The organism is Priestia sp. FW507-14D1A (assembly GCF_058781295.1).
The window spans coordinates 33,696-59,119 of sequence record NZ_JBYSWQ010000012.1; the positions used below are offsets into that span (position 1 = coordinate 33,696).

General features: G+C 39.3%; 42 protein-coding genes. 39 read left to right on the forward strand and 3 right to left on the reverse strand.

The features are described from left to right. Positions 1–31: 31 nt before the first annotated feature. From rplC to AC3WJG_RS24775, 38 genes are all read left to right on the forward strand, one after another. Positions 32–661, forward strand: a complete 630-nt coding sequence (gene rplC / locus AC3WJG_RS24590) for a 50S ribosomal protein L3 (protein ID WP_013054927.1) — start codon at positions 32–34, stop codon at positions 659–661. Positions 662–689: 28 nt separating this feature from the next. Further along, positions 690–1,313 (forward strand): 50S ribosomal protein L4, encoded by a 624-nt coding sequence (gene rplD, locus AC3WJG_RS24595; protein WP_013054928.1) that lies wholly within the window; start codon positions 690–692, stop codon positions 1,311–1,313. Further along, positions 1,313–1,600, forward strand: a complete 288-nt coding sequence (gene rplW, locus AC3WJG_RS24600) for a 50S ribosomal protein L23 (protein ID WP_013054929.1) — start codon at positions 1,313–1,315, stop codon at positions 1,598–1,600. The genes rplD and rplW overlap by 1 nt, the downstream gene beginning before the upstream one ends. Before the next feature lie 27 nt (positions 1,601–1,627). Continuing rightward, on the forward strand, positions 1,628–2,458 hold the full coding sequence (gene rplB / locus AC3WJG_RS24605; RefSeq protein WP_013054930.1) for a 50S ribosomal protein L2: 831 nt from the start codon (positions 1,628–1,630) through the stop codon (positions 2,456–2,458). A gap of 57 nt (positions 2,459–2,515) precedes the next feature. Next, on the forward strand, positions 2,516–2,794 hold the full coding sequence (gene rpsS / locus AC3WJG_RS24610; protein ID WP_013054931.1) for a 30S ribosomal protein S19: 279 nt from the start codon (positions 2,516–2,518) through the stop codon (positions 2,792–2,794). Between the two features lie 19 nt (positions 2,795–2,813). Further along, positions 2,814–3,155 carry a 50S ribosomal protein L22 gene (gene rplV / locus AC3WJG_RS24615; RefSeq protein WP_013054932.1) on the forward strand — a complete coding sequence of 114 codons (342 nt, stop codon included), beginning with the start codon at positions 2,814–2,816 and terminating at the stop codon, positions 3,153–3,155. Between the two features lie 3 nt (positions 3,156–3,158). After that, complete coding sequence (gene rpsC / locus AC3WJG_RS24620; RefSeq protein ID WP_013054933.1) at positions 3,159–3,815, forward strand: 30S ribosomal protein S3; 657 nt, start codon at positions 3,159–3,161, stop codon at positions 3,813–3,815. A 2-nt stretch (positions 3,816–3,817) separates the two neighbouring features. After that, a complete protein-coding gene (rplP, locus tag AC3WJG_RS24625; RefSeq protein ID WP_060747341.1) occupies positions 3,818–4,252 on the forward strand; it encodes a 50S ribosomal protein L16 in 435 nt (144 codons plus the stop codon). Next, a complete protein-coding gene (rpmC, locus tag AC3WJG_RS24630; protein WP_013054935.1) occupies positions 4,242–4,442 on the forward strand; it encodes a 50S ribosomal protein L29 in 201 nt (66 codons plus the stop codon). Before rplP ends, rpmC begins: the two co-directional genes overlap by 11 nt. Before the next feature lie 25 nt (positions 4,443–4,467). Further along, a complete protein-coding gene (rpsQ, locus tag AC3WJG_RS24635; RefSeq protein ID WP_013054936.1) occupies positions 4,468–4,731 on the forward strand; it encodes a 30S ribosomal protein S17 in 264 nt (87 codons plus the stop codon). A 51-nt stretch (positions 4,732–4,782) separates the two neighbouring features. Further along, positions 4,783–5,151: a 50S ribosomal protein L14 gene (gene rplN / locus AC3WJG_RS24640; protein ID WP_013054937.1), complete on the forward strand. Its 369-nt coding sequence runs from the start codon at positions 4,783–4,785 to the stop codon at positions 5,149–5,151. A gap of 49 nt (positions 5,152–5,200) precedes the next feature. Then, positions 5,201–5,512 carry a 50S ribosomal protein L24 gene (gene rplX / locus AC3WJG_RS24645; protein ID WP_013054938.1) on the forward strand — a complete coding sequence of 104 codons (312 nt, stop codon included), beginning with the start codon at positions 5,201–5,203 and terminating at the stop codon, positions 5,510–5,512. A gap of 31 nt (positions 5,513–5,543) precedes the next feature. Next, the gene (gene rplE / locus AC3WJG_RS24650; RefSeq protein WP_013054939.1) at positions 5,544–6,083 is read left to right on the forward strand and encodes a 50S ribosomal protein L5; all 540 of its coding nucleotides are present in this window, start codon (positions 5,544–5,546) and stop codon (positions 6,081–6,083) included. Positions 6,084–6,116: 33 nt separating this feature from the next. After that, the gene (locus AC3WJG_RS24655) at positions 6,117–6,302 is read left to right on the forward strand and encodes a type Z 30S ribosomal protein S14 (protein ID WP_013054940.1); all 186 of its coding nucleotides are present in this window, start codon (positions 6,117–6,119) and stop codon (positions 6,300–6,302) included. 30 nt (positions 6,303–6,332) lie between these two features. Then, positions 6,333–6,731, forward strand: a complete 399-nt coding sequence (rpsH, locus tag AC3WJG_RS24660) for a 30S ribosomal protein S8 (protein WP_028410368.1) — start codon at positions 6,333–6,335, stop codon at positions 6,729–6,731. A gap of 30 nt (positions 6,732–6,761) precedes the next feature. Then, a complete protein-coding gene (rplF, locus tag AC3WJG_RS24665) occupies positions 6,762–7,301 on the forward strand; it encodes a 50S ribosomal protein L6 (RefSeq protein WP_013054942.1) in 540 nt (179 codons plus the stop codon). A gap of 32 nt (positions 7,302–7,333) precedes the next feature. Then, positions 7,334–7,696 carry a 50S ribosomal protein L18 gene (gene rplR / locus AC3WJG_RS24670; RefSeq protein WP_013054943.1) on the forward strand — a complete coding sequence of 121 codons (363 nt, stop codon included), beginning with the start codon at positions 7,334–7,336 and terminating at the stop codon, positions 7,694–7,696. 20 nt (positions 7,697–7,716) lie between these two features. Further along, positions 7,717–8,217: a 30S ribosomal protein S5 gene (rpsE, locus tag AC3WJG_RS24675; protein WP_013054944.1), complete on the forward strand. Its 501-nt coding sequence runs from the start codon at positions 7,717–7,719 to the stop codon at positions 8,215–8,217. A 14-nt stretch (positions 8,218–8,231) separates the two neighbouring features. Further along, positions 8,232–8,414 carry a 50S ribosomal protein L30 gene (rpmD, locus tag AC3WJG_RS24680; protein ID WP_013054945.1) on the forward strand — a complete coding sequence of 61 codons (183 nt, stop codon included), beginning with the start codon at positions 8,232–8,234 and terminating at the stop codon, positions 8,412–8,414. Between the two features lie 33 nt (positions 8,415–8,447). After that, positions 8,448–8,888, forward strand: a complete 441-nt coding sequence (gene rplO / locus AC3WJG_RS24685) for a 50S ribosomal protein L15 (RefSeq protein ID WP_013054946.1) — start codon at positions 8,448–8,450, stop codon at positions 8,886–8,888. Next, entirely contained in the window at positions 8,888–10,180 is a 1,293-nt protein-coding gene (secY, locus tag AC3WJG_RS24690) for a preprotein translocase subunit SecY (RefSeq protein ID WP_013054947.1), read from the forward strand. Before rplO ends, secY begins: the two co-directional genes overlap by 1 nt. Before the next feature lie 66 nt (positions 10,181–10,246). Then, a complete protein-coding gene (locus AC3WJG_RS24695) occupies positions 10,247–10,900 on the forward strand; it encodes an adenylate kinase (RefSeq protein WP_013054948.1) in 654 nt (217 codons plus the stop codon). Beyond that, positions 10,897–11,643, forward strand: coding sequence for a type I methionyl aminopeptidase (gene map, locus AC3WJG_RS24700; protein WP_014462024.1), 747 nt, complete (start codon positions 10,897–10,899; stop codon positions 11,641–11,643). The genes AC3WJG_RS24695 and map overlap by 4 nt, the downstream gene beginning before the upstream one ends. A gap of 235 nt (positions 11,644–11,878) precedes the next feature. Further along, positions 11,879–12,097 carry a translation initiation factor IF-1 gene (gene infA, locus AC3WJG_RS24705; protein WP_010285101.1) on the forward strand — a complete coding sequence of 73 codons (219 nt, stop codon included), beginning with the start codon at positions 11,879–11,881 and terminating at the stop codon, positions 12,095–12,097. Positions 12,098–12,134: 37 nt separating this feature from the next. Beyond that, positions 12,135–12,248 carry a 50S ribosomal protein L36 gene (rpmJ, locus tag AC3WJG_RS24710; RefSeq protein WP_003156543.1) on the forward strand — a complete coding sequence of 38 codons (114 nt, stop codon included), beginning with the start codon at positions 12,135–12,137 and terminating at the stop codon, positions 12,246–12,248. Positions 12,249–12,272: 24 nt separating this feature from the next. Then, positions 12,273–12,638 (forward strand): 30S ribosomal protein S13, encoded by a 366-nt coding sequence (gene rpsM / locus AC3WJG_RS24715; protein WP_013054950.1) that lies wholly within the window; start codon positions 12,273–12,275, stop codon positions 12,636–12,638. A gap of 23 nt (positions 12,639–12,661) precedes the next feature. After that, the gene (gene rpsK / locus AC3WJG_RS24720) at positions 12,662–13,051 is read left to right on the forward strand and encodes a 30S ribosomal protein S11 (protein WP_028412666.1); all 390 of its coding nucleotides are present in this window, start codon (positions 12,662–12,664) and stop codon (positions 13,049–13,051) included. A 180-nt stretch (positions 13,052–13,231) separates the two neighbouring features. Then, complete coding sequence (locus AC3WJG_RS24725) at positions 13,232–14,176, forward strand: DNA-directed RNA polymerase subunit alpha (protein WP_013054952.1); 945 nt, start codon at positions 13,232–13,234, stop codon at positions 14,174–14,176. 44 nt (positions 14,177–14,220) lie between these two features. After that, complete coding sequence (rplQ, locus tag AC3WJG_RS24730) at positions 14,221–14,583, forward strand: 50S ribosomal protein L17 (protein ID WP_013054953.1); 363 nt, start codon at positions 14,221–14,223, stop codon at positions 14,581–14,583. A 138-nt stretch (positions 14,584–14,721) separates the two neighbouring features. Further along, positions 14,722–15,561 carry an energy-coupling factor ABC transporter ATP-binding protein gene (locus tag AC3WJG_RS24735; RefSeq protein ID WP_028410399.1) on the forward strand — a complete coding sequence of 280 codons (840 nt, stop codon included), beginning with the start codon at positions 14,722–14,724 and terminating at the stop codon, positions 15,559–15,561. Continuing rightward, positions 15,537–16,406, forward strand: a complete 870-nt coding sequence (locus AC3WJG_RS24740; protein WP_098332917.1) for an energy-coupling factor ABC transporter ATP-binding protein — start codon at positions 15,537–15,539, stop codon at positions 16,404–16,406. Before AC3WJG_RS24735 ends, AC3WJG_RS24740 begins: the two co-directional genes overlap by 25 nt. Beyond that, the gene (locus AC3WJG_RS24745; RefSeq protein ID WP_098250161.1) at positions 16,403–17,200 is read left to right on the forward strand and encodes an energy-coupling factor transporter transmembrane component T family protein; all 798 of its coding nucleotides are present in this window, start codon (positions 16,403–16,405) and stop codon (positions 17,198–17,200) included. The genes AC3WJG_RS24740 and AC3WJG_RS24745 overlap by 4 nt, the downstream gene beginning before the upstream one ends. An 18-nt stretch (positions 17,201–17,218) precedes the next feature. Next, positions 17,219–17,959: a tRNA pseudouridine(38-40) synthase TruA gene (truA, locus tag AC3WJG_RS24750; protein WP_098250162.1), complete on the forward strand. Its 741-nt coding sequence runs from the start codon at positions 17,219–17,221 to the stop codon at positions 17,957–17,959. A 156-nt stretch (positions 17,960–18,115) separates the two neighbouring features. Next, a complete protein-coding gene (gene rplM, locus AC3WJG_RS24755) occupies positions 18,116–18,553 on the forward strand; it encodes a 50S ribosomal protein L13 (RefSeq protein WP_013054958.1) in 438 nt (145 codons plus the stop codon). A 22-nt stretch (positions 18,554–18,575) separates the two neighbouring features. Continuing rightward, the gene (rpsI, locus tag AC3WJG_RS24760) at positions 18,576–18,968 is read left to right on the forward strand and encodes a 30S ribosomal protein S9 (RefSeq protein WP_013054959.1); all 393 of its coding nucleotides are present in this window, start codon (positions 18,576–18,578) and stop codon (positions 18,966–18,968) included. A 111-nt stretch (positions 18,969–19,079) separates the two neighbouring features. Continuing rightward, positions 19,080–19,502 (forward strand): DUF2521 family protein, encoded by a 423-nt coding sequence (locus AC3WJG_RS24765; RefSeq protein ID WP_116516848.1) that lies wholly within the window; start codon positions 19,080–19,082, stop codon positions 19,500–19,502. 70 nt (positions 19,503–19,572) lie between these two features. After that, positions 19,573–20,280, forward strand: a complete 708-nt coding sequence (cwlD, locus tag AC3WJG_RS24770) for an N-acetylmuramoyl-L-alanine amidase CwlD (RefSeq protein WP_098250164.1) — start codon at positions 19,573–19,575, stop codon at positions 20,278–20,280. 90 nt (positions 20,281–20,370) lie between these two features. Further along, positions 20,371–21,444 carry an Mrp/NBP35 family ATP-binding protein gene (locus AC3WJG_RS24775; RefSeq protein WP_013054962.1) on the forward strand — a complete coding sequence of 358 codons (1,074 nt, stop codon included), beginning with the start codon at positions 20,371–20,373 and terminating at the stop codon, positions 21,442–21,444. Between the two features lie 38 nt (positions 21,445–21,482). Here the strand turns inward: AC3WJG_RS24775 and AC3WJG_RS24780 are convergent, their stop codons facing one another. Both AC3WJG_RS24780 and gerD read right to left on the reverse strand, forming a co-directional pair. After that, positions 21,483–22,391 (reverse strand): LysR family transcriptional regulator, encoded by a 909-nt coding sequence (locus AC3WJG_RS24780; protein WP_013081385.1) that lies wholly within the window; start codon positions 22,389–22,391, stop codon positions 21,483–21,485. Positions 22,392–22,578: 187 nt separating this feature from the next. Next, a complete protein-coding gene (gerD, locus tag AC3WJG_RS24785) occupies positions 22,579–23,208 on the reverse strand; it encodes a spore germination lipoprotein GerD (protein ID WP_013054964.1) in 630 nt (209 codons plus the stop codon). A gap of 145 nt (positions 23,209–23,353) precedes the next feature. On the opposite strand from gerD, the gene AC3WJG_RS24790 reads away from it, so the two are divergent. Further along, a complete protein-coding gene (locus tag AC3WJG_RS24790) occupies positions 23,354–23,974 on the forward strand; it encodes a KinB-signaling pathway activation protein (RefSeq protein WP_060747345.1) in 621 nt (206 codons plus the stop codon). A 44-nt stretch (positions 23,975–24,018) separates the two neighbouring features. Here AC3WJG_RS24790 and pdaB read toward each other — a convergent pair whose 3' ends face one another. Beyond that, positions 24,019–24,783 carry a polysaccharide deacetylase family sporulation protein PdaB gene (gene pdaB / locus AC3WJG_RS24795; RefSeq protein WP_337134635.1) on the reverse strand — a complete coding sequence of 255 codons (765 nt, stop codon included), beginning with the start codon at positions 24,781–24,783 and terminating at the stop codon, positions 24,019–24,021. Positions 24,784–25,424 lie beyond the last annotated feature (641 nt).

Genomic DNA, 25,424 nt, shown 5'->3' on the forward strand with positions numbered 1-25,424 from the left:
AGAATGAAAAGATACTTAGGAGGTGTGACTAATGGCCAAAGGAATCTTAGGAAGAAAGATCGGTATGACTCAAGTATTTGCTGAAAATGGTGACTTGATCCCAGTAACAGTAATTGAAGCTTCTGCTAACGTAGTTCTTCAAGTTAAAAACGCTGAGACAGACGGTTACGAAGCAATCCAATTAGGTTTCGAAGATATCCGTGAAAAACTATCTAACAAACCTGCAAAAGGACATGCTACTAAAGCTAATACTGCTCCTAAGCGCTTCATCCGTGAGTTACGCGGTGTGGACGCTTCAGCATATGAAGTTGGTCAAGAAGTCAAGGTTGATATTTTCGCAGAAGGCGATGTAATTGATGTAACAGGAATCTCAAAAGGTAAAGGTTTCCAAGGTGCTATTAAACGCCACGGACAATCTCGCGGACCTATGTCTCATGGTTCTCGCTACCACCGTCGCCCAGGTTCAATGGGTCCTGTAGCTCCAAACCGCGTATTCAAAGGTAAATTATTACCAGGACGCATGGGTGGAGAGCGCATCACTGTGCAAAACTTATCAATCGTTAAAGTTGACGCAGAACGCAATCTTTTATTAGTAAAAGGTAACGTGCCAGGAGCTAGAAAATCTCTAGTTACTGTTAAATCTGCAGTTAAATCTAAATAATAATTCTTCGAGAAAGGAGGAATAACCAATGCCAAAAGTAGCATTGTTTAACCAAAACGGTGAAAACGTTGGAGAAATCGAACTTCAAGATGCCGTTTTCGGTATCGAACCAAACAACAAAGTACTTTTCGACGCGATCGTAATGCAACGCGCATCTCAACGTCAAGGTACTTCTAAAGTTAAAAATCGTTCTGAAGTAAGAGGCGGTGGCCGTAAGCCATGGCGTCAAAAAGGTACTGGTCGTGCTCGTCAAGGATCTATCCGTTCTCCACAATGGCGTGGTGGTGGCGTAGTATTTGGTCCAGTTCCAAGAAGCTATAGCTACAAATTACCTAAAAAAGTTCGTCGTTTAGCAATTAAGTCTGCATTATCAACTAAAGTTCAAGATAACAGCATCGTTGTTCTTGAAGCTCTTTCTTTTGATGCTCCAAAAACAAAAGAAATGGTAGCAGTTCTTAAAAACCTAACAGTAGAACGCAAAGCATTAGTAGTAACTGCTGATCTTAACGAAAACGTTGCACTTTCAGCACGTAATATTCCTGGTGTAACAGTTGTTGCAGCTAATGGTTTAAGCGTATTAGACGTTATGAACCATGATAAGCTTGTAATCACTAAAGACGCAGTTGAAAAAGTAGAGGAGGTGCTTGCATAATGAAAGATCCTCGTGATATTATTAAGCGCCCCGTAATTACAGAACGTTCAACAGACTTAATGGCTGAGAAAAAATATACGTTTGATGTTGATGTAAGAGCTAATAAAACTGAGGTTAAAGATGCTATCGAAAAAATCTTTGACGTAAAAGTTGAAAAAGTAAACATCATGAACTACAAAGGTAAATTCAAGCGTGTAGGTCGCTACAGTGGTCTTACTAACCGTCGTCGTAAAGCGGTAGTAACACTAACTCAAGAGAGCAACGAAATCGAATTCTTCGAAGCTTAAGATTACTAGAGAAGGAGGGAAATTGAGATGGCGATTAAAAAGTATAAACCAACCTCAAATGGTCGTCGTGGCATGTCAGTTTCTGATTTCGCTGAAATTACTACTGACAAACCAGAAAAATCGTTACTTGCACCTGTCAAGAGAAAAGGTGGTCGTAACAACCAAGGTAAATTGACTGTTCGTCACCAAGGTGGTGGGCACAAGCGTCAATACCGTATCATCGATTTTAAACGCGATAAAGATGGAATACCTGGACGCGTTGCTACAATCGAATATGATCCAAACCGTTCAGCTAACATCGCATTAATTCATTATGCTGATGGTGAAAAACGTTACATCCTTGCTCCTAAAAACCTAAAAGTAGGTTTAGAAGTTATGTCAGGTCCTGAAGCTGACATTAAAGTAGGTAACGCGCTTCCTTTAGCTAACATTCCTGTTGGTACAGTAGTACACAACATCGAATTGAAACCTGGTAAAGGTGGACAATTAGTTCGTTCTGCAGGTACATCTGCTCAAGTACTTGGTAAAGAAGGTAAATACGTATTAGTACGTTTAACTTCTGGTGAAGTACGCATGATTCTTGCAACTTGTCGTGCAACTGTAGGTCAAGTTGGTAACGAACAACACGAGTTAATCAACATCGGTAAAGCCGGTCGTTCTCGTTGGTTAGGTATCCGTCCAACTGTACGTGGTTCTGTAATGAACCCTAACGATCACCCACACGGTGGTGGTGAAGGACGTGCTCCAATCGGACGTAAGTCTCCAATGAGTCCATGGGGTAAACCAACACTTGGTTACAAAACTCGTAAGAAGAAAAACAAATCCGATAAATTTATCGTTCGTCGTCGTAAAAAATAACGGGATTGAGCTACGGTTCAAACGAACCGTAGGACAATCACGAAGGGAGGTTCATTTATGGGTCGCAGCTTAAAGAAAGGACCTTTTGTAGATGACCATTTAATCAACAAAATTGAGAAGTTAAACGAAACTGACAGCAAGCAAGTAGTAAAAACTTGGTCTCGTCGTTCAACTATCTTCCCTCAGTTCATTGGTCATACAATTGCTGTATATGACGGTCGTAAACATGTACCAGTTTATGTTACTGAAGACATGGTAGGTCACAAACTTGGTGAATTCGCACCATCTCGTACTTACAAAGGTCACGCAAGTGATGATAAGAAAACAAGACGCTAATATGAGAGGAGGCTTTTAAATGCAAGCTAAAGCTGTCGCGAGAACAGTACGTATTGCTCCTCGTAAAGTTCGTTTAGTTGTAGATTTAATTCGAGGTAAGCAAGTGGGTGAAGCGCTAGCAGTGCTACTTCACACGCCAAAGGCTGCTTCTCCAGTCGTTGAGAAAGTATTAAAATCTGCTATTGCCAATGCAGAACACAATTATGAAATGGACGCTAACAATTTAGTTATTACTGACGCTTTTGTTAACGAAGGTCCAACTTTAAAACGTTTCCGTCCACGCGCTATGGGACGTGCAAGCCAAATTAACAAGCGCACAAGCCACATCACAATCGTGGTATCAGAAAAGAAGGAGGGATAATTCATGGGTCAAAAGGTAAATCCGGTCGGTCTTCGCGTCGGTGTCATCCGTGATTGGGAATCAAGATGGTTCGCTGGCAAAGACTACGCTGACTTATTACATGAAGACTTAAAAGTACGTGAATATATCGCTAAACGTTTAAACGATGCAGCTGTTTCTAAAGTTGAAATCGAACGCGCTGCTAACCGCTTAAACGTAACGATCCACACTGCAAAACCTGGTATGGTAATTGGTAAAGGTGGTACTGAAGTAGAATCACTTCGTAAAGCTCTTAACCAATTAACAGGCAAGCGTGTACACATTAACATCCTTGAAATTAAACGAGCAGATTTAGATGCTAAACTAGTAGCTGAAAACATCGCTCGCCAACTTGAGAACCGTGTATCATTCCGTCGTGCTCAAAAGCAAGCTATCCAACGTAGCATGCGTGCTGGCGCACAAGGTATCAAAACAATGGTATCTGGTCGTTTAGGCGGCGCTGATATTGCTCGTTCTGAATATTACAGTGAAGGTACAGTTCCACTTCATACACTTCGCGCTGATATTGACTATGCTCACGCTGAAGCAGATACTACTTATGGTAAACTTGGTGTGAAAGTATGGATCTATCGTGGAGAGGTTCTTCCTACTAAAAAGAAAACTGAGGAAGGAGGAAAATAATTATGTTATTACCAAAACGCGTTAAATATCGTCGCGAACACCGCGGAAAAATGCGTGGACGCGCTAAAGGTGGTACGGAAGTACATTTCGGTGAATTCGGTTTACAAGCTACTGAAGCTTCTTGGATTACAAACCGTCAAATCGAAGCTGCTCGTATCGCAATGACTCGTTACATGAAACGTGGCGGTAAAGTATGGATTAAAATTTTCCCTTCTAAACCTTATACTGCTAAGCCTCTAGAAGTCCGAATGGGTTCTGGTAAAGGTGCTCCTGAAGGTTGGGTAGCAGTTGTTAAACCTGGAAAAGTAATGTTTGAAATTTCAGGTGTATCTGAAGAGGTTGCACGTGAAGCTTTACGTTTAGCTGCACACAAGCTACCTATAAAATGTAAGTTTGTAAAACGTGAAGAAATTGGTGGTGATTCTAATGAAAGCTAATGAAATTCGTGACCTTACCACTGCTGAAATTGAACAAAAAGTTAAGGCTTTAAAAGAAGAGTTGTTTAACCTTCGTTTCCAATTAGCGACTGGACAATTAGAGAATACTACTCGTATTCGCGAAGTGCGCAAATCGATCGCTCGTATGAAAACTGTAGTTCGTGAAAGAGAGATTGCTGCTAATAAATAATTAAGTCTGAGAGGAGGCTTTCAGAATGAGTGAACGCAACCAACGTAAAGTTTACACTGGCCGCGTAGTTTCTGACAAAATGGATAAGACTGTTACTGTTCTTGTTGAAACTTACAAAAAGCATTCGCTTTATGGCAAGCGTGTAAAATACTCAAAGAAATTCAAAGCTCACGATGAAAACAATACAGCTCAACTAGGCGATATCGTGAAGATCATGGAAACTCGTCCGTTATCAGCTACTAAACGTTTCCGTCTAGTAGAAGTTGTAGAAAAAGCTGTTATCATCTAATAGTTAAGATAGATCGGATAAGAATGATTCATCCGAAGGGAGGTTTCGTACATGATTCAACAAGAATCTCGTTTAAAAGTTGCAGACAACTCTGGTGCACGTGAGGTACTTACTATTAAAGTACTTGGTGGTTCAGGTCGCAAGACAGCAAACATTGGTGATGTTATCGTTTGTACGGTGAAACAAGCAACACCAGGAGGCGTTGTTAAAAAAGGTGACGTTGTTAAAGCTGTTGTTGTACGTACAAAAAGTGGTGTTCGCCGTACTGACGGTTCTTACATCCGTTTCGACGAAAATGCTTGCGTAATCATCCGTGACGACAAAGGACCACGTGGTACTCGTATCTTCGGACCAGTTGCTCGTGAATTACGTGATAATAACTTCATGAAGATCGTATCATTAGCTCCAGAAGTTATCTAATTGATATATAGAACAAATACAAAATGCCTTTTAAGGAGGTGCGAATAGGATGCATGTTAAAAAGGGCGACAAAGTAGTGGTTATCTCTGGTAAAGACAAAGGTAAGCAAGGTGAAGTACTTGCAGCTTTCCCAAAGAAAGACCGTGTACTTGTTGAAGGTGTGAACGTTGTGAAAAAACACTCTAAACCTTCTCAAGTAAATCCACAAGGTGGAATCGTTAGCCAAGAGGCACCTATCCACGTATCAAACGTAATGCCGTTGGATCCTAAATCTGGTGAGCCAACTCGTGTTGGGTACCAAGTTATCGATGGCAAAAAGGTACGTGTAGCAAAAAAATCTGGTGAAACTTTAGATAAATAATTAATGAAATGTGAAGGGAGGTTTAGTTCACATGAACCGTCTTAAAGAGAAATTTACAAAAGAGATTACTCCTGCTCTAGTTAGCAAGTTTAATTATGAATCTGTAATGCAAGTGCCAAAAATCGACAAGATCGTAATCAACATGGGTATCGGTGATGCTGTTTCTAACTCAAAAGCTTTAGATAATGCTGTTGAAGAACTAGCTGAAATCACTGGTCAAAAACCTGTTGTAACTCGTGCGAAAAAATCTATCGCTGGTTTCCGTCTTCGTGAAGGTATGCCAATCGGTGCGAAAGTTACTTTACGCGGCGAGCGTATGTACGAATTCTTCGATAAACTAGTATCAGTATCACTTCCACGTGTGCGTGATTTCCGTGGTGTATCTAAAAAAGCATTTGATGGTCGTGGAAACTACACGTTAGGTGTTAAAGAACAATTGATCTTCCCAGAGATCGATTATGATAAAGTAACTAAAGTTCGTGGTATGGATATCGTTATTGTTACAACAGCAAACACTGATGAAGAAGCTCGTGAGCTTTTAACTCAGTTCGGTATGCCATTCCAGAAGTAATAACTGCCAACGTTAAGCAGAGGAGGCGAAAATGTGGCTAAAAAATCAATGATTGCGAAGCAAAAACGCCAGCAAAAATTCCAAGTACAAGAGTATACACGTTGCGAACGTTGTGGACGTCCACACTCAGTACTACGTAAATTCAAGCTTTGCCGTATTTGTTTCCGTGAGCTTGCTTATAAAGGTCAAATTCCTGGTGTTAAAAAAGCTAGTTGGTAAAACCCAAGTTTGGGAAGGAGGTAAATTAATATGGTAATGACTGATCCTATTGCAGATTTACTAACTCGTATCCGCAATGCGAACATGGTTCGTCATGAGAAAATTGAAGTTCCTGCTTCTAACATTAAGAAGCAAATTGCAGAAATCCTTAAGCGTGAGGGTTTCGTACGTGATGTAGAATACATCGAAGACAACAAACAAGGTATTATCCGTATCTTCTTAAAATACGGTTCAAATAACGAACGTGTAATTACAGGCTTAAAACGTATCAGTAAACCTGGTCTACGTGTTTATGCAAAAAATAACGAAGTACCACGTGTACTTAACGGTTTAGGTATCGCAATCGTTTCTACTTCTCAAGGTGTTTTAACTGACAAAGAAGCTCGTCAAAAGCAAGCTGGTGGAGAAGTATTAGCGTACGTTTGGTAATAAGTTTTAAATGTGAATGGAGGTGTAACTATGTCACGTGTTGGTAAAAAGCCTTTAGAACTTCCAGCAGGTGTTACAGTTACGAACGAGAGCAACACTGTAACTGTAAAAGGACCAAAGGGTGAATTAACTCGTACATTCCACCCTGAAATCGAAATTAAAGTTGAAGACAACGTATTAGTTGTTAATCGTCCTAGTGACAATAAAGAGCACCGCGCTCTTCACGGAACTACTCGTAGCCTTTTAGGTAACATGGTTGAAGGTGTTACTAAAGGATTCGAACGTGGTTTAGAATTAGTCGGTGTAGGTTACCGTGCACAAAAATCTGGTAGCAAATTAGTATTGAGCGTTGGATACTCTCACCCAGTTGAGATTACTCCTGAAACAGGAATCGAAATCGAAGTTCCTTCTCAAACTAAGATCGTTATTAAAGGTATTGATAAAGAACGCGTAGGTGCATTAGCTGCAAATATTCGTGACGTTCGTCCACCAGAGCCTTACAAAGGTAAAGGTATTCGTTACGAAGGCGAATATGTACGTCGTAAAGAAGGTAAAACTGCTAAGAAGTAATGCCGGTTAGGTAAAAGAAAGGAGTGCCCGAAATGATCACGAAGCTTGATAAAAACAAAGTTCGTAAAAAAAGACATGCTCGTGTTCGTGCGAAGTTATCTGGAACTGCAACTCGTCCGCGTTTAAACGTGTTCCGTTCTAATCAACATATTTACGCACAAGTTATCGACGATTTAAATTCAGTAACAATCGCAAGTGCTTCAACGTTAGATAAAGACCTGACTTTAGAAAGCACTGGTAACACTGAAGCTGCTATCAAAGTTGGCGAATTAGTCGCTAAACGCGCAGTAGAAAAAGGTGTAAACGAAGTAGTATTCGACCGTGGCGGTTATTTATATCATGGCCGTGTTAAAGCATTAGCTGACGCTGCTCGTGAAGCTGGATTACAATTCTAATTGTAAAAGGAGGGAAAATCATGCGTCGTATTGATCCAAATAAATTAGAGCTTGAAGAACGTGTTGTTACCGTTAACCGCGTAGCTAAAGTTGTGAAAGGTGGACGTCGTTTCCGCTTCGCTGCATTAGTTGTAGTTGGTGACAAAAACGGTCACGTTGGATTCGGTACTGGTAAAGCACAAGAGGTACCAGATGCAATCCGTAAAGCAATTGAAGATGCGAAGAAAAACTTAATTACTGTACCTATGGTTGGTACAACTATTCCACACGAAATCCTTGGACAATTTGGTGCAGGTCAAATTTTCTTAAAACCTGCTTCTGAAGGTACAGGAGTTATCGCTGGTGGCCCAGTTCGTGCGGTACTAGAATTGGGTGGAGTAAGTGATATTCTATCTAAATCTTTAGGTTCAAACACTCCAATCAACATGGTACGTGCAACTCTTAACGGTTTAGCTAACCTAAAACGTGCTGAAGATGTTGCAAAACTACGTGGCAAGACTGTAGAAGAACTGTTAGGATAAGGGAGGGATATGGAATGGCAAACAAACTAGCAATTACCCTTACTCGTAGCGTAATTGGTCGTCCAGAAGATCAACGTGTAACTGTTCGTACACTTGGCCTACGTAAGTTAAATCAAACTGTCGTTCAAGACGATAATCCTGCAATTCGCGGAATGATTAACAAAGTAGCTCACCTTGTTACAGTAAAAGAGCAATAAGTATAAATTGTCACTCTAAGGAGGTGCTCCGGAATGAAACTTCATGAATTGAAACCAGCTGAAGGTTCACGTAAAGTACGTAACCGTGTAGGTCGTGGTACTGGTTCAGGTAACGGAAAGACTTCAGGTAAAGGTCACAAAGGGCAAAACGCTCGCTCTGGCGGTGGCGTAAGACCTGGCTTCGAAGGTGGTCAAACTCCTTTATTCCGTCGTCTTCCAAAACGTGGGTTCACTAATATCAATCGCAAAGAATACGCGATCGTTAATTTAGAAGCTCTTAACCGTTTTGAAGATGGAACTGAAGTAACACCAGAATTATTAATCGAAACTGGTTTAGTAAGCAAAGCAAAAGCTGGCGTTAAAGTACTAGGAAACGGTACATTAAACTCTAAGCTAACTGTTAAAGCTGCTAAATTCTCTTCAACTGCTAAAGAAGCTATCGAAGCTGCTGGCGGTACAGTTGAGGTGATCTAATGTTTCAAACAATCTCCAATTTAATGCGCGTGCGTGAAATAAGACAAAAAATCTTTTTCACTTTGTTAATGTTAATTGTCTTCCGAATTGGTACATTTATTCCTGTACCTAGTGTTAATACGGATGTACTGAAATTGCAAGATGGGTTAAATGTATTCGGAGTTCTGAATACATTTGGCGGCGGCGCGTTAAAAAACTTCTCCATTCTTGCTATGGGCATTATGCCTTATATTACAGCATCCATCATCGTCCAATTATTGCAGATGGATGTTGTACCTAAGTTTACAGAATGGTCAAAGCAGGGAGATGTTGGGCGCCGTAAATTAGCTCAAGTAACTCGTTATGGAACAATTGTGCTTGGATTTATCCAGGCTTTAGGTATGTCTATAGGATTCAACAATATTTCGGGCGGACAATTGATCGCTAATCCAGGAATTTCTACGTATCTTCTAATTGCTACAGTGTTAACGGCAGGTACTGCCTTCTTAATGTGGTTAGGAGAGCAGATTACTGCAAAAGGCGTAGGTAATGGTATTTCTATCATTATCTTTGCTGGGATTGCAGCTGGTATTCCGACAACATTAAATCAAATTTATGCACAGCAATTTGAAGACGTTGGGGATCAATTATTCATTCGTATCGTAACGGTAGTTTTAATTGCGATTGCAGTTTTAGCTATTATTGTTGGGGTTATTTATTTCCAACAAGCGCTACGAAAAATTCCTATTCAATATGCAAAGGGTTCAGCTGGTCGTAATCCTGTTGGAGGTCAATCCACTCATTTACCGTTAAAAGTAAATGCTGCTGGGGTTATTCCTGTTATCTTTGCAGTTTCATTTATTATCACACCACCAACAATTGCATCATTTTTCGGTCCAAATGATGTAACGACGTGGATTCAGAATACATTTGACTATACTAAGCCAATTGGTATGATAGTGTATGTAGCGTTAATCATTGCTTTTTGTTACTTCTATACATTTGTTCAAGTTAACCCTGAACAAGTAGCAGAGAACTTGAAAAAGCAAGGTGGCTACATCCCAGGCATCCGTCCTGGTAAAAGCACACAAGCTTATTTAACGAAAGTGTTATATCGTCTGACATTAATCGGTTCGATATTCCTTGCGTTAATTGCTGTGTTGCCGGTTCTGTTCATCAAAATTGCAAACTTACCATCATCTGCTCAGATCGGCGGTACTAGTTTGTTAATTGTTGTCGGTGTAGCTCTTGAGACAATGAAACAGCTTGAGAGTCAATTAGTGAAACGCCATTATAAGGGATTTATTAAGTAAAGCTGTTTAGTGGGAAGCAAGCTGCTTTCCCATTAAACGGATAAGATACTGAGGGGGAAGCAAGAAATGAATTTAGTGTTAATGGGCCTTCCTGGTGCTGGGAAAGGTACTCAAGCAGAAAAAATCGTTGAGCATTACGATATCCCTCATATCTCAACAGGAGATATGTTCCGAGCTGCAATTAAAGAAGGAACGCAACTAGGTTTAAAAGCTAAATCATTTATGGACCAAGGTAACCTTGTTCCTGATGAAGTAACAATTGGAATTGTGCGCGAGCGTTTAAACAAACAAGATTGTGAAAACGGCTTTTTACTTGATGGCTTCCCGAGAACAGTAGCCCAAGCAGAAGCTCTTGAAACAATTACAAAAGAACTAAACAAGCAAATTGATTATGTGATTAATATTGATGTAGATCAAAGCATTTTAATGGAGCGTCTTACTGGACGCCGCATTTGTAAAGATTGCGGAGCTACTTACCACTTAGTATTCAATCCTCCTGCGAAAGAAGGAGTTTGTGACAAATGTGGCGGAGAGCTTTATCAACGTGCAGATGACAATGCTGAGACGGTTTCAACTAGACTTTCAGTTAATGTTAAACAATCTCAACCTCTACTTGATTTCTATCAAGAAAAAGGTTATCTACGCAATATTAATGGTAATCAAGATATTAACATTGTGTTTGAGGATGTTCGTCAATTACTTGCTGGGGTTAAGCAATGATCATTTGCAAGACACCAGAGGAAATTGAGGTCATGCGTGAAGCTGGACGAATCGTGGCTTTAACTCATCAAGAGTTAAAAAAGCATATCGCTCCAGGTATTACGACTATAGAATTGGATGCAATTGCTGAAAATTTTATTCGTCAACATGATGCAATTCCGTCTTTTAAAGGGTATAATGGTTTTCGCGGCAGTGTATGTGCTTCTGTGAATGAAGAATTAGTTCATGGTATTCCGGGTGAACGCAAGCTTAATGAAGGGGATATCATCAGTTTAGACATCGGAGCTAAATTCGGTGGCTATCACGGTGATTCAGCTTGGACATATGGAGTAGGAAAGATTTCATTAGAAAATCAAGAGCTGCTTGATGTGACTGAGCAATCTCTCTACAAGGGATTAGCAGAAGCTAAGCCGGGCGAGCGTTTGTCGAATATTTCACATGCTATTCAACAGTACGCAGAATCACGTAACTTTTCGATTGTAAGAGAATATGTTGGCCATGGGGTCGGCAAAGACTTACATGAAGATCCGCAAGTACCTCATTATGGTCCACCGAATAAAGGACCGCGTCTACGTCCAGGCATGGTATTGGCAGTTGAGCCAATGGTGAATGCTGGTATGCGATATGTAAAGACATTACCTGATAACTGGACAGTTGTCACAGTAGATGGTAAAATGTGTGCGCACTTCGAACATACTATTGCAATTACTGAGACGGGATATGAAATTCTGACAGCATTGTAATGTTAAAGGATGTTATCTCTATCCATTCCTCGCTAGATGCACTGGACAGTAAACAGTAATTATCTAAATTCACGATGATCGTTTTTCGTCTGAATTGCTGTTAAAATGGTAAAGATGTATATTAGCGTCAATCATCTTGAATTTAATGATTACGATCTCCGGATGTTCAGAACAGGTTCTTTTTAAGTCGTTTAATGATAGCTTGTTACTGTTTCAAAGAAAGGAGAGCACTTTAATGGCAAAAGACGATGTAATTGAAGTTGAAGGTACAGTTGCTGAGACTTTACCTAACGCTATGTTCAAGGTAGAATTAGAAAATGGTCATACAGTACTTGCTCACGTATCAGGAAAAATTCGCATGCATTTCATTCGAATCTTACCTGGTGATAAAGTAACTGTAGAATTGTCACCATACGATTTAACTCGCGGTAGAATTACGTACCGTTTCAAATAAAACCTATGCACTCCGTACTATCAAGGAGGTATGAAACATGAAAGTCAGACCATCAGTTAAACCAATCTGCGAAAAATGTAAAGTTATCCGTAGAAAAGGTAAAGTAATGGTAATTTGTGAAAACCCTAAGCATAAACAAAAACAAGGTTAATCAATAAGGAGGTGCACTATTCATATGGCACGTATTGCTGGTGTTGATATTCCTCGTGACAAGCGTGTAGTAATTTCATTAACATACATTTTCGGTATTGGTCGTCCAACTGCTGAAAAAGTTCTAGCTGAAGCTGGAGTTTCTGAAGATACTCGCGTTCGTGACTTAACAGAAGAAGAATTAGGTAAAATTCGTGATATTTTAGATAGCTATAAAGTAGAAGGCGATCTTCGTCGTGAAGTTTCTTTAAACATCAAACGTTTAATTGAGATTGGTTCATACCGTGGTATCCGCCACCGTCGTAGTTTACCAGTTCGTGGTCAAAACAGTAAAAACAATGCTCGTACACGTAAAGGCCCACGCCGTACTGTAGCGAACAAGAAGAAATAATTAGTAAGGGAGGTCATTAACAGATGGCACGTAAAACTAATACACGTAAACGTCGCGTGAAAAAGAATATTGAAGCTGGTGTAGCTCATATTCGCTCAACGTTTAACAACACTATTGTAACAATTACAGATGTTCACGGTAATGCGATTGCTTGGTCTAGTGCAGGCGCACTTGGCTTCAGAGGTTCTCGTAAATCTACTCCATTTGCTGCGCAAATGGCTGCTGAAGCTGCTGCAAAAGTTTCTATGGATAACGGAATGAAAACTCTTGAAGTTACAGTTAAAGGCCCTGGTGCTGGTCGTGAAGCAGCTATCCGTGCTCTTCAAGCTGCAGGTTTAGAAGTAACAGCTATTAGAGATGTTACTCCTGTACCTCACAACGGATGCCGCCCACCAAAACGTCGTCGTGTATAATTAATATGTATAGATTCTATTTCGTTGTCTATAATGATGATGGTGTAGAATTTATTCATGCAACGAAATGTTTTCCATTTGTTGTGCACATTCGGGAACTGTCTAATAGGGAATTTCGGTTAGGCATTTGAGAAATCAGCCGTCTAGCCGAGGTTTCGACGTTTTGAAGGAGGGTTTATATTGATAGAGATTGAAAAGCCAAAAATCGAAACGGTAGAAATCAGCGATGATAGAAAGTACGGTAAATTCGTCGTCGAACCACTTGAGCGTGGATATGGTACTACTTTGGGTAACTCCTTACGTCGTATCCTATTATCCTCACTCCCTGGTGCAGCTGTAACATCTATTCAAATTGAAGGTGTATTACATGAATTTTCAACAGTTCCTGGAGTTGTTGAAGATGTAACAAACATCATTTTAAACGTTAAAAAGTTAGCGTTAAAGATTTACTCTGATGAAGAGAAAACACTTGAGATCGATGTTAAAGGTCCTGGTACAGTAACGGCTGCTGACATTCAAGCAGACAGCGATATCGAAGTTCTAAATCCGGATCTTCATATTGCAACACTTGAGTCAGATGCTCATTTCCGTATGAGACTTACTGCTCGCACAGGTCGAGGTTATAATCCTGCCGATGCTAACAAGCGTGAAGACCAACCAATTGGTGTACTTCCAATTGATTCAATCTATACGCCTGTTACTCGCGTATCGTATTATGTAGAGAATACTCGTGTTGGTCAAATGACAAATTACGATAAGTTAACGTTGGATGTTTGGACTGACGGTAGCATCGAGCCAGAAAAAGCTGTTGCTTTAGGTGCAAAGATTCTAACTGAACACTTAAATATCTTCGTTAACTTAACAGATGAAGCTCAAAAAGCAGAGATCATGGTAGAAAAAGAAGAAGACCAGAAAGAAAAAGTTCTAGAGATGACGATCGAGGAACTGGATTTATCTGTTCGTTCTTACAACTGCTTAAAACGAGCAGGCATCAATACTGTACAAGAGCTTGCTAATAAAACAGAAGAAGATATGATGAAAGTTCGTAACTTAGGCCGTAAATCTTTAGAAGAAGTTAAAGCTAAACTTGAAGAATTAGGTTTGGGTCTACGTAAGGACGACTGATTATATCTACCTGTTTAACTACTTAACAAAGGAGGGGACCTCACATGTCTTACCGTAAATTAGGTCGTACAAGCGCACAACGCAAGGCGCTTCTTCGTGATTTAACAACTGATTTAATCATCAGTGAACGCATTGAGACAACTGAAGCTCGTGCAAAAGAATTACGTTCAACTGTTGAAAAAATGATTACTTTAGGTAAACGTGGAGATCTACACGCTCGTCGTCAAGCTGCATCTTACATCCGTAATGAAGTAGCTAACGAAGAAGCTGGTCAAAGCGCTTTACAAAAACTATTCAGCGATATCGCTACTCGCTACGAAGATCGCCAAGGCGGTTACACTCGTATCTTAAAAGTTGGACCTCGCCGTGGTGACGGTGCTCCAATGGTTATCATTGAATTAGTTTAATATTTTTAATACAGATAGAAAAGGGCGAGACAGTGTGTAACTAGTCGTTGCCCTTTTTTTATACCTAAAACCGGGTAAATAGCGTAAAAAATCAATGTAGGCAATGCTGCAATAGAAAAAGCTGAGAGGAAGATAGCGTTGAAAGAAATGTCTTTAGAGGTAAAAGATTTATGCTTTCGATACGATCCTGAAGCAGACCTAACATTAGATCACCTTTCTCTCTCTGCTTATAAAGGTGAATGGTTAGCGATAGCTGGACATAATGGATCTGGTAAGTCGACGCTGGCACGAATTCTAAACGGCCTTTTGCTACCTGAAAAAGGAACGGTTCGAGTGGGCGATACGCTTTTATCTGAAGAAACAATATGGGATGTGCGCAAGCAGATTGGAATGGTGTTTCAAAATCCAGATAATCAATTTGTTGGCTCAACCGTTCAAGACGATATTGCGTTTGGGCTTGAAAACAACGGGATTCCATTTGAGATTATGGAAAAACGTATACCTGAAGCAATCGACATGGTCAATATGAGTGCTTTTCTGGATCAAGAGCCTCATCAGCTATCAGGTGGACAAAAACAGCGTGTGGCCATTGCGGGTATAATTGCCGTACAGCCATCTGTCATCATTCTAGATGAAGCAACATCTATGTTAGATCCTATTGGGCGAACTGAAGTGCTTGAAACTGTTAGAAAATTAAAAGAAGAAAAACAACTGACGGTTATTTCAATTACTCACGATTTAGATGAAGTAGCAATGGCTGACAGAGTCGTTGTGATGAACAAAGGGAAGATCTATGCAACAGGTACTCCACGCGAAGTATTTGCATTAGGTTCCAAGTTAACGGATATTGGACTAGACTTGCCGTTTTCCGTTAAACTAAGCCATCGTTTTGCTTCCGTAGGAATTCCTTTATCAAAAATTCATTTAACAGATGAGGACTTGGTGGACGAACTATGGACATTATATTCAAAGAAGTAGAGCATCGTTATCAAGTTAATACACCATTTGAACGAATTGCTCTACATGACTTAAATTTAAACATTCAATCAGGTACATTTTTGGCTGTTATTGGCCATACTGGTTCTGGGAAATCAACAATCATACAGCATCTGAACGCCTTATTGAAGCCAACTGCTGGTGAAATTCAAATCGGTGAGCGCACCATTAAAGCCAATCGAAAAGAAAAGAATTTAAAAGCTATTCGTCAGCAAGTAGGCGTGGTGTTTCAATTTCCAGAACATCAGCTTTTTGAAGAAACGGTGGAAAAAGATATAGCTTTTGGGCCAATGAATTATGGCGTTTCGGAAGAAGAAGCAAAGCAAAAAGCAAGAGAGCTTATCAAGTTAGTAGGGTTGCCAGAAGACATTCTCACCAGATCTCCTTTTGATTTGAGTGGTGGACAAATGCGTCGTGTAGCGATAGCAGGTATTCTAGCGATGAATCCTAGTGTGCTAATTTTAGATGAACCAACTGCTGGATTGGACCCTAGAGGGCGTCAAGAAATTATGAATATGATTTATCATCTTCATAAAGAAAAAGGCTTGACGACGATTCTCGTGACTCACAGCATGGAAGATGCAGCTATGTACGCGGATGAGCTAATTGTGATGAATAAGGGAACGATTGCGATGAAAGGGTCACCTAGAGAAGTATTTGGTCAGCATACGCAGCTAAAAGAATATGGATTGGATGTTCCAGAATCACTTCGCTTTATGCTGAAGCTGCAAGAGAAATTTCAGCTTGAAGCATCGGATACGGTTATTACCTTTTCTGAAGTGGTAGAGAAAGTGCAGCACCTTATGCAGCAAGGTGAACGATTATGATGAACTCAATCATTATTGGTAAGTATGTGCCGGGTCATTCTGTTGTCCATCGAATGGATCCCCGAGCCAAGCTGCTTCTTGTATTTGCGTATGTATTAATTGTGTTTTTAGCAAATAACCCTATCGGCTATGCTTTTTTAGGTGTGTATACCCTTATGATAGTGGCCATGAGTAAAGTGCCCGTTTCGTTTATTTTAAGAGGGTTAAAGCCCGTTATGTTTATTATTATCATCACGTTTCTTTTGCACATTTTTATGACAAAGGAAGGTCCTCTTTTGTTTGAATGGGGATGGTTTTCTGTCTATAAAGGCGGCCTTATTCAAGGTGTTTTAATTTCCTTGCGCTTCTTGTTCTTAATTTTAATTACGACGATGCTAACTTTAACGACTACGCCTATTGAAGTAACAGATGGAATGGAAAGCTTGCTGAATCCATTTAAAAAGCTCAAACTTCCTGTACACGAATTAGCTTTAATGATGTCCATTTCTCTTCGCTTTATTCCTACATTGATGGAAGAGACAGATAAAATTATTAAAGCGCAGACAGCACGAGGAGTGGACTTTAGCAGCGGCCCCATTGCGGATCGTTTGAAAGCTGTGGTTCCTTTGCTTGTTCCTCTATTTATAGGTTCATTTAAGCGTGCTGAAGAGCTGGCTATTGCCATGGAGGCAAGGGGTTATAAAGGCGGAGAAGGGCGTACAAAGTATCGTCAATTGAAATGGGGAAGCATAGATACAATTATGCTTTTACTTCTGCTGGCAGTAGCAGTTGTTTTAGTGTTGATTAGAACGTAAAGATTGTTTGGTGAAAAGATGAAACGTTTAAAATGTATAGTTGCATACGACGGCACAAACTTTTCAGGTTATCAAGTTCAGCCCAATAAGCGAACTGTTCAACTGGAGATTGAAGCCGTTTTAGAGAAAATGCATAACAAAAAAGTGCCGATTTACGCCTCTGGACGAACGGACACAAATGTTCATGCACAGGGGCAAGTCATTCATTTTGATACAAACCTAAATATTCCATGTGATAAGTGGAAAAAAGCATTGAATTCAATGCTACCAGATGATATTGTAATGAAGAATGTATGTGAAGTTGATGCACATTTTCATGCCCGGTATGACGTTACTTCAAAAGAGTACCGCTATCATATTTTGCGCGGCGAAGATCGAAATCCTTTCACTCGTTCTTATGCATACCATTACCCTTATCCATTAGACTACTCAAAAATGAAAAAAGCCATCACATATTTACTCGGTACACACGACTTCACAAGCTTTTGTTCAGCGAGGACAGAAGTGGAAGATAAGATTCGTACGATTTACAAGATTGATATGTATGAAGAGAATAGTCAGCTTATGTTTAGATTCGTTGGAAGTGGCTTTCTGTATAATATGGTTCGTATTCTTGTTGGAACGCTTTTAGAAGTAGGACAAGGCCGTATTGAACCAGATGCTATAAAAGATATTCTAGAAAGCAAATCACGTCCTCGTGCAGGGAAAACTGCGCCTTCGCAAGGGCTATATTTATGGCGCGTTTTCTATGACAACTAAACCTGGTGTAACATTTTCTTGACATTAGTAGCTTAAAGATATAATATATCATATGGTATGTATTTTAACCCCACGGTTAGCCCCGGAAATTAATCGTGTTGAAATAGAAGGTTGAAATAATTTTATAATTGATGATGAAAATTAGGAGGGAAACTCATGCGTACAACTTTCATGGCGAAAGCAAACGAAGTAGAGCGTAAATGGTATGTTGTCGATGCTGAAGGTAAAACTTTAGGTCGTTTAGCAAGTGAAGTAGCATCAATCTTACGCGGTAAACATAAACCAACTTTTACACCACATGTTGATACTGGTGATCACGTGATCCTTATCAATGCGTCAAAAATCGAACTAACAGGTAAAAAATTAACTGATAAAATTTATTACCGTCACAGCATGCACCCAGGTGGTTTGAAACAACGTACAGCATTAGAAATGCGTACTAACTACTCTGAGAAAATGCTTGAATTAGGAATCAAAGGCATGCTTCCAAAAGGTAGCCTAGGCCGTCAAATGTTCAAAAAATTACATGTGTATGCTGGTGAAACACATCCACATGAAGCACAAAAACCAGAAGTTTACGAACTTCGCGGATAATTAATAAGAGGAGGTTATTATCTTGGCACAGGTACAATATTACGGAACTGGTCGTCGTAAAAGCTCTGTTGCTCGTGTACGTTTAGTACCAGGTAACGGTCGCGTAACAATCAACGGTCGTGAAATCGAAGAATACATTCCATTTGCTGCACTACGTGAAGTAGTAAAACAACCACTTGCTTTAACTGAAACTGTAGGTAACTATGACGTATTTGTAAACGTTAATGGTGGAGGTTATGCAGGTCAAGCTGGCGCTATTCGTCACGGAATCTCTCGTGCTTTATTAGAAGCAGACCCTGAATACCGTGGAACATTAAAACGTGCTGGTCTATTAACTCGTGACGCTCGTGCGAAAGAACGTAAAAAATACGGTCTTAAAGGCGCTCGTCGTGCACCACAATTCTCAAAACGTTAATTTTATATTACGTTTCAAGCCTTGGTCTTTGGACCAGGGCTTTTTTTATTTGTTGTTTGCGTATGAGACGAAGGCTTGTGCAGACAATATGTAAAAAAGGGAGGCGTTATCGTGAACGAGGTTACATATTTAAAAGAAAAACGTTATGAAAAAGAAATGAAATATGAACGCAAAGTCCTAAGGGAGCTGTCCTTTGATTTGCTTCAAGAGAGGCTGCGCCGTTATTTTCATCCAATGTTTAAGTGGAATATGCTAGGAGACGAACATGTGGAGGAGTACTGTCTTGATATTGCCATCGAATCATTTTTATTAGGTGCCCGGGTGAGTAAACGTGGTAAAGGCTACGAAGATTTTCAGAAGCACGGTAAGCAAGAAGAGTCTCTTTTAATTGATACATTGTACGGAGCCGTCAGCATGTCTGTAACAGATCTTTATCAAGACGGTCTGTATTATTTGTGTCAAGGATATGTGCAAGACTGGTGGAAAGAAGGTTATCGAACCGCAGAAAAAAGACGTCGGTTACGTTTGCATTAAAAAGTACTCATAATTCCCGTTCTTGTCCCATATAGAAATAAATAGGTGAGGCAAGAAGGGAAGGGATAAAATGTCTAAAGTAAAAATAATGAGCACAATTATAGCGCTTCTCGTTCTTTATGTCATTGTACAATATCAGATAGATCATAGAACATCATCCGGTTCGCTTTCACTTCCTCTTAGCGGGAAAGTTATTGTACTAGATCCTGGACATGGCGGTGTTGATGGAGGAGCCGTAGGAGAGGATGAAGTGCTTGAAAAAGAAATAACTCTTAAAATTTCGTTAATGCTTCGGGACTATCTGCAAGAGCAAGGGGCACTTGTTATAATGACGAGAGAAAAAGACGAAGACCTAGCGGCCAAAGACACAAGAGGATACAGTCGCAGAAAAGTAGAAGACTTAAAAAATCGCTTAACGATGATTAATAAATCCAATGCTGATTTGTACTTAAGTATTCACTTGAATGCTATTCCATCCTCTGCATGGAGAGGGGCTCAAACTTTCTATTACGGGTCCCTAAAAGAAAACGAGCAAGTGGCTAAACTCATTCAACAAGAGCTAAGAAATAATCTGGATAATACGACCCGTGAAGCAAAAGCTATTCAAACTCTTTACCTTCTTAAGCATTCTAAGCCACCAGGTGCTTTGGTTGAAGTAGGATTCTTATCAAATCCTACAGAACGTAAAATGCTTCAATCGAAACGCTATCAAAAAAAGTTAGCTGAATCCATTTATGAAGGAGTCAGCCGGTATTTTACTGGAGAAAAGCCCAAATAAAAAGCATAGCATCCTTCTATTCAGAAAAATCTAATATGTATGATATACTTGATAGTATAAATAAATAGATTTTAACATGGTGGTGGGAGTATGCTAACGGAAAAGCAAGTAAAAGAAGTAGTAGGGGAAATTACAGATCCATTTTTAAATAAAAAACTATCAGAAACAGATGCGATTAAAGAAATAACAATTAAAGCTGAAAAACAGCATATAAGCCTGAAGATTGCTGTTGCAAAAACAGGTACTAGTGAACAGCTGAGCCTTCAAGGCACGATTGTAGAAGAATTAAAAAAAGCAGGTGTGCAGTCGGTTGGACTGCGATTTGTTGAGTTTACGCCTGAAGAACTTCAGCAGTACCGCGCTGAGCAACCGAATACTGGCAACTTACTAACTAGTCCCAATGCACCTGAATTTATTGCTATTGCCAGCGGTAAAGGAGGCGTTGGTAAATCAACAGTCTCTGTTAATTTGGCCGTTTCTCTAGCTCGTTTAGGAAAGAAAGTTGGTTTAATTGATGCTGACATTTATGGATTCAGCGTCCCAGATATGATGGGAATCACACAGCGTCCTGTAGTAGAAGGTGAAAAGATTATTCCAGTTGACCGTTTCGGAGTAAAAGTTATTTCCATGGGCTTCTTTGTAGAAGATAATTCACCCGTTATCTGGCGAGGACCTATGCTTGGAAAAATGTTGACGAGCTTTTTTACAGAAGTTGAATGGGGAGAATTAGATTATCTTTTACTAGACTTACCTCCCGGAACAGGTGATGTCGCATTAGACGTTCACTCTATGCTTCCTGCTTGTAAAGAAGTAATTATTACAACACCACATCCTACAGCGGCATTTGTTGCAGCTAGAGCGGGTGCTATGGCCTTGAAAACCGATCATGAGGTAATCGGAGTTGTAGAAAATATGGCCTACTTTGAAAGCCAGCTAACAGGGGAAAAAGAGTATGTATTTGGTAAAGGCGGAGGTCCAAAACTCGCTGAGGAACTTCAGACAGAGCTGTTAGGACAGCTTCCGTTAAGTCAGCCTGACTGGAATGAAGAAGATTTTGCACCTTCCATTTACGATGAATCGCATCGTTTAGGTAAAATATATGGAGAGATTGCAAGCAAGATTGCATTTATTTGCGAAAATGAAAAAGCAGCAACAGGAAAATAACAAAAAGCACGCGCTCGAACAGCGCGTGCTTTTTGTTATTATACAGAGAGTTCAATTTGCGCTTTTTTTAAATCAAATGCAAGGTTTTGTTTTAAGAGAGCTAAAAATGTTTTTCCGGCTGTACTTACGGTGTGAGACTGGTGCTTTAAAATGCCGATTGCAGGCCCCTCATGCAAGTCATGAATCGTTTTAACCACCACTTGATCTGGCGGAAGAGTTGCGCTTATTTGTGGAACAACGGCTACTCCTAAGTTTTCTTTTACAAAATGCTGAAGTGTGCTAATAGTGCCTAACTGGACTTTAGCAGGCAGTTGGCCCGTTCGTTCAAAGATTAGCTGCTCAATTTTCTTTTGAACGGAAGATTGCCCAGCTGTAATCAGCGTTTCGTGTATTAAATCTTTTGCAAAGATTGTTTTTCTTTTTGTTAGAGCATGATTGAATGGTAGTAGCAGCACAAGTTTTTCCGTTAGTAATGCCTCAAATTCTATATCTCTGAACGATTCTGAGACAGTGCCAATCGCGAAATCAATTTCTTGATTGCGTATATGTTGATGAAGATGCTTTTCGTCTGCAACGAGTAAGCTAATTTCTGTGTTGGGATATCTTTTTTTAAATAATGAGAGAATGGAAGGCAGTCGACTGCTTGCTGTAGGCTCTGCAGCACCTATACGGATAGTGCCAGCTTCGCCTGTTGAATAATCCTTTAAGGTGTTATTTAGATATTCATATTCCTTTAGTAAAATATTTGCCCGCTCGTAAAAGATTTTACCTGCTTCAGTAAGTTTTATGCTTTTTCCTCGTTCTAAAAGCTTAAATCCTAGTTCGGATTCTAACTTTTGAATGTGCAGTGTAATGGTAGGCTGAGAGTACTTTAAATATTCAGCGGCTAATTGAAAGCTTCCTAAACGAACAATGGTTTGAAACGTTTTAATAACGCGAAATTCCATCGAATTCCCTCCTTTTGCTATAAAACGATTGTGTTAATTTCTAATATTTTACCATAAAGCTAAGAATTAAAGTTTACAATTCCAATAAAAATACTAAGTATTAAAAAATATAAAGAAGTTATTTAGGTTTTTTAATAAAAATAAATGACATAATTAAATACGCACCTCATATGAGATGCGTATTTAATCACTGCTGTTGCTGTTCTCCGCCTGAATCAGATCCAGAGGAAGAAGAACCACCATCGTCGCTGCTTTGTTTTTGTCCACCTTGTGTTTCTTCAGCGGCTTTCAAAAGAATGTCTTGAATTTTAGATTGATAAAGAGGGCTATCAAACGTTTCGGTCATAATCTTTTGTAAATAAGTGCGATATTCTTTACTCTTTAAAACAGTCAGTACTTCTTTTTCCATAGCCGGATCCTTTAAAACATCTTGAAGCATTCCTTGATATTCAGGATCTTTCATCAGTTGTTTGATGACCGTCTTATTTTCTTTTTCCAAACTTTTAGCAAAACTTTCAGCAAACTTCGGATCATCCATGGCTTTTTTCCAAAATTCCACGCCTTTATCTGAGACTAGGGTTTGAGAAATTGTATCTTTTATCGCGTTTTGATCCATTAAAATATCTTGTCTAACAGAAGGGTCTTTCATAATTGCCTCGACTGCTTTTTTTCCTTCATCTGTTTTTAAAATATCAACAACCATTTTCTTTGTTTGATCATAATCCATACCATTGTTCTCTTCATCTTGCGGTGCACAGGCTGTAGCTAAAAGCATACACATTCCTATATAAATGAGGAGCATGAGTCGCTTTTTCATAGTAATGAGCTCCTTTCCTAATATGCTTACGCTTAATATGAGATAATCAAGGTTTTTTATTCATAAAAGAGCTCTAGATTTTTCAAAACGTGATTGGTACAATTTATGAAAAGGTACAATTTTGTAACTTATGGGGGAGATGGAAGTGAATAGTCGAAATTGGGTTCGTCTATTTCTAACCACGTTAGCTGTCGGGGGGATAAGTACAGCTTTTGTTGGGTTTGCGGTGCGCTGGGGGGAATACAGTCACTTATTTCAACAAGGAAAGATAGGAGAAATTGTTGCTGTTTTAACATGGCTCGTAGGCGTAGGGTTTATTTTTAGTTTAATTAGTCAGATGGGTTTTTTTGCATATTTAACTATTCACCGATTTGGGTTGGGAATTTTTAAATCTGCATCACTTTGGAAATCGGTTCAAATTGTATTTGTTTTATTTGTATTATTTGACGTTGCTTATTTTCGATATAAGTTCTTTCAACAACCGGGAGAGGGCATAGGCAAGTATATTTTGTTAAGCGTTTTCTTGTTAGCGGTAGGGTTGTTAGTGGCGTATGCAAAGAAAAAGCAGACGAATAAAGAAGCTTTTGTACCAGCGCTGTTTTTTATGATTGTTGTAACGACAATTGAATGGTTCCCTGCGCTGCGAACGAACGAAGAAAGCTGGCTTTACCTTATGGTGTTTCCACTTCTAATTTGTAATATGTATCAACTTCTTATTTTGCCGAAACTTCTTACGCACGAAAGAATAGCAAAAGCAGACAAATAGCATATTTGTCTGCTTTTGCTTTCCATATACAGTGGGAATAGATCTTAGCGGATATCTTTTACTTGGGTTTTTGAATTTGAAATTAATGTTGAAACACTTACGTTTGAGACTTTTTTATTTTGTAATGAATTCTTGATATATGGAATAGCCTTTGCTGTTTGTTGAGCGGAGTCAGACGCATGCAGCAAGATAATATCTCCCCCATCTAAGGGTTTTGTGACATTCGATACAATCTTTTCAACTCCTGGATTTGTCCAGTCTTTAGAGTCGATGCTCCAGTGCACGGTTGTATATCCTATATCCGCTGTTAATTTTAAGATGTCTTTATTAAATTGCCCGTTAGGAGGCCGAAGAAGGTGAACATCTTTAAGTCCTAGGGAATCAAAGACTTTCTTTGATTTTGCAAGATCTTGTCTAATTTCATTAGATTTTAGGCTTGTATAGGAAGTATAGTCATAGCCCATTGTGCCAATTTCGTGGCCTTCTTTTTTTATGCGCTCTACAACATCTGGATGACGTTCAGCCCATGAAGCAGATAAAAAGAAAGTAGCATGTTCAATATGCTGTTTTTTCAGTTCATTTAGAATAGGAATAGCTCTTTCGTCTCCCCAGCTGATGTTAAATGTAAGAGCGACTTCGGGATTTTTATCATCCGCCTTATAAACAGCTCGTGGACCATTATCTGTTGAAAACACAGGAAAGTGAAACGTCTGTTGAGCATAAAGAAAAAAGCTTGTAAAAAAAGCAGCAACTACGATAAGCATTGTTTGTTTGATTCTTTTGGCTCGAATAGTATAAAACATATTCATTTTGTCACCTCATTTAATAAGTAGTACTTGTCTAATTTGTATGCGTTTTGTCTACAATTAATAACAGGTAAGGAAAAGAACGACTGATTTTATTTTGATGTTTTGAGAATCAATGTCGCAAAAAGCAGGTGAATCAATGAAAATTTGTTTATTTAATCAAGTGGAGTGTTTAGAGTTAGAAGCACTACTTAGAGAAGAAATGAAAAGAACAAACGTTGCTTTGCAACAAAGTTTGAATCATGTAGTTCTTGAACGAAACATTCAAGAGAAGTATCAAATCCTTTCAAAGATCTTGCTAAGGTTCAGTGAAAACAGGGAAGTAAATAAGGTTTTTTAGTAAAACGAAAAAAACTTTTCGAAAAGTGTTGACTTTATATAGTACAGATGTTAAATTTTTAAATGTCGCTGATGAGTGATTGGAAAACAATCGCAATTCATCAGAAATAAAATATTAAAAAGTTGTTGACAAATGAAAGGCAACTTGTTAATATAAAAAAGTCGCTCAAGAGCGACGGTTGAACTTTGAAAACTGAACAAAGCGACAAACGTCAACGTTAATTTTTATTTTTAAATTGAGCAAGTCAAACATTTCTTCGGAGAGTTTGATCCTGGCTCAGGATGAACGCTGGCGGCGTGCCTAA

Bases quoted from the DNA above. Each gene is read 5' to 3' on its own strand.
- AC3WJG_RS24780 (WP_013081385.1), bottom strand. From the start codon at position 22,391: ATGGAATTTCGCGTTATTAAAACGTTTCAAACCATTGTTCGTTTAGGA.
- rpsQ (WP_013054936.1), top strand. From the start codon at position 4,468: ATGAGTGAACGCAACCAACGTAAAGTTTACACTGGCCGCGTAGTTTCT.
- gerD (WP_013054964.1), bottom strand. From the start codon at position 23,208: ATGAAAAAGCGACTCATGCTCCTCATTTATATAGGAATGTGTATGCTT.
- rplW (WP_013054929.1), top strand. From the start codon at position 1,313: ATGAAAGATCCTCGTGATATTATTAAGCGCCCCGTAATTACAGAACGT.
- infA (WP_010285101.1), top strand. From the start codon at position 11,879: ATGGCAAAAGACGATGTAATTGAAGTTGAAGGTACAGTTGCTGAGACT.
- rplR (WP_013054943.1), top strand. From the start codon at position 7,334: ATGATCACGAAGCTTGATAAAAACAAAGTTCGTAAAAAAAGACATGCT.
- secY (WP_013054947.1), top strand. From the start codon at position 8,888: ATGTTTCAAACAATCTCCAATTTAATGCGCGTGCGTGAAATAAGACAA.
- rplE (WP_013054939.1), top strand. From the start codon at position 5,544: ATGAACCGTCTTAAAGAGAAATTTACAAAAGAGATTACTCCTGCTCTA.
- rpmD (WP_013054945.1), top strand. From the start codon at position 8,232: ATGGCAAACAAACTAGCAATTACCCTTACTCGTAGCGTAATTGGTCGT.
- rplV (WP_013054932.1), top strand. From the start codon at position 2,814: ATGCAAGCTAAAGCTGTCGCGAGAACAGTACGTATTGCTCCTCGTAAA.
- AC3WJG_RS24775 (WP_013054962.1), top strand. From the start codon at position 20,371: ATGCTAACGGAAAAGCAAGTAAAAGAAGTAGTAGGGGAAATTACAGAT.
- rpsC (WP_013054933.1), top strand. From the start codon at position 3,159: ATGGGTCAAAAGGTAAATCCGGTCGGTCTTCGCGTCGGTGTCATCCGT.
- rpsS (WP_013054931.1), top strand. From the start codon at position 2,516: ATGGGTCGCAGCTTAAAGAAAGGACCTTTTGTAGATGACCATTTAATC.
- pdaB (WP_337134635.1), bottom strand. From the start codon at position 24,783: ATGAATATGTTTTATACTATTCGAGCCAAAAGAATCAAACAAACAATG.
- truA (WP_098250162.1), top strand. From the start codon at position 17,219: ATGAAACGTTTAAAATGTATAGTTGCATACGACGGCACAAACTTTTCA.
- rpsK (WP_028412666.1), top strand. From the start codon at position 12,662: ATGGCACGTAAAACTAATACACGTAAACGTCGCGTGAAAAAGAATATT.
- rplF (WP_013054942.1), top strand. From the start codon at position 6,762: ATGTCACGTGTTGGTAAAAAGCCTTTAGAACTTCCAGCAGGTGTTACA.
- rpsM (WP_013054950.1), top strand. From the start codon at position 12,273: ATGGCACGTATTGCTGGTGTTGATATTCCTCGTGACAAGCGTGTAGTA.
- rpmC (WP_013054935.1), top strand. From the start codon at position 4,242: ATGAAAGCTAATGAAATTCGTGACCTTACCACTGCTGAAATTGAACAA.
- rpsH (WP_028410368.1), top strand. From the start codon at position 6,333: ATGGTAATGACTGATCCTATTGCAGATTTACTAACTCGTATCCGCAAT.
- rplN (WP_013054937.1), top strand. From the start codon at position 4,783: ATGATTCAACAAGAATCTCGTTTAAAAGTTGCAGACAACTCTGGTGCA.
- rplQ (WP_013054953.1), top strand. From the start codon at position 14,221: ATGTCTTACCGTAAATTAGGTCGTACAAGCGCACAACGCAAGGCGCTT.
- rplO (WP_013054946.1), top strand. From the start codon at position 8,448: ATGAAACTTCATGAATTGAAACCAGCTGAAGGTTCACGTAAAGTACGT.
- cwlD (WP_098250164.1), top strand. From the start codon at position 19,573: ATGTCTAAAGTAAAAATAATGAGCACAATTATAGCGCTTCTCGTTCTT.
- rplB (WP_013054930.1), top strand. From the start codon at position 1,628: ATGGCGATTAAAAAGTATAAACCAACCTCAAATGGTCGTCGTGGCATG.
- rplX (WP_013054938.1), top strand. From the start codon at position 5,201: ATGCATGTTAAAAAGGGCGACAAAGTAGTGGTTATCTCTGGTAAAGAC.
- rplD (WP_013054928.1), top strand. From the start codon at position 690: ATGCCAAAAGTAGCATTGTTTAACCAAAACGGTGAAAACGTTGGAGAA.
- AC3WJG_RS24695 (WP_013054948.1), top strand. From the start codon at position 10,247: ATGAATTTAGTGTTAATGGGCCTTCCTGGTGCTGGGAAAGGTACTCAA.
- rpsE (WP_013054944.1), top strand. From the start codon at position 7,717: ATGCGTCGTATTGATCCAAATAAATTAGAGCTTGAAGAACGTGTTGTT.
- rplP (WP_060747341.1), top strand. From the start codon at position 3,818: ATGTTATTACCAAAACGCGTTAAATATCGTCGCGAACACCGCGGAAAA.
- rplM (WP_013054958.1), top strand. From the start codon at position 18,116: ATGCGTACAACTTTCATGGCGAAAGCAAACGAAGTAGAGCGTAAATGG.
- rpmJ (WP_003156543.1), top strand. From the start codon at position 12,135: ATGAAAGTCAGACCATCAGTTAAACCAATCTGCGAAAAATGTAAAGTT.
- map (WP_014462024.1), top strand. From the start codon at position 10,897: ATGATCATTTGCAAGACACCAGAGGAAATTGAGGTCATGCGTGAAGCT.
- AC3WJG_RS24740 (WP_098332917.1), top strand. From the start codon at position 15,537: ATGGACATTATATTCAAAGAAGTAGAGCATCGTTATCAAGTTAATACA.
- AC3WJG_RS24745 (WP_098250161.1), top strand. From the start codon at position 16,403: ATGATGAACTCAATCATTATTGGTAAGTATGTGCCGGGTCATTCTGTT.
- rplC (WP_013054927.1), top strand. From the start codon at position 32: ATGGCCAAAGGAATCTTAGGAAGAAAGATCGGTATGACTCAAGTATTT.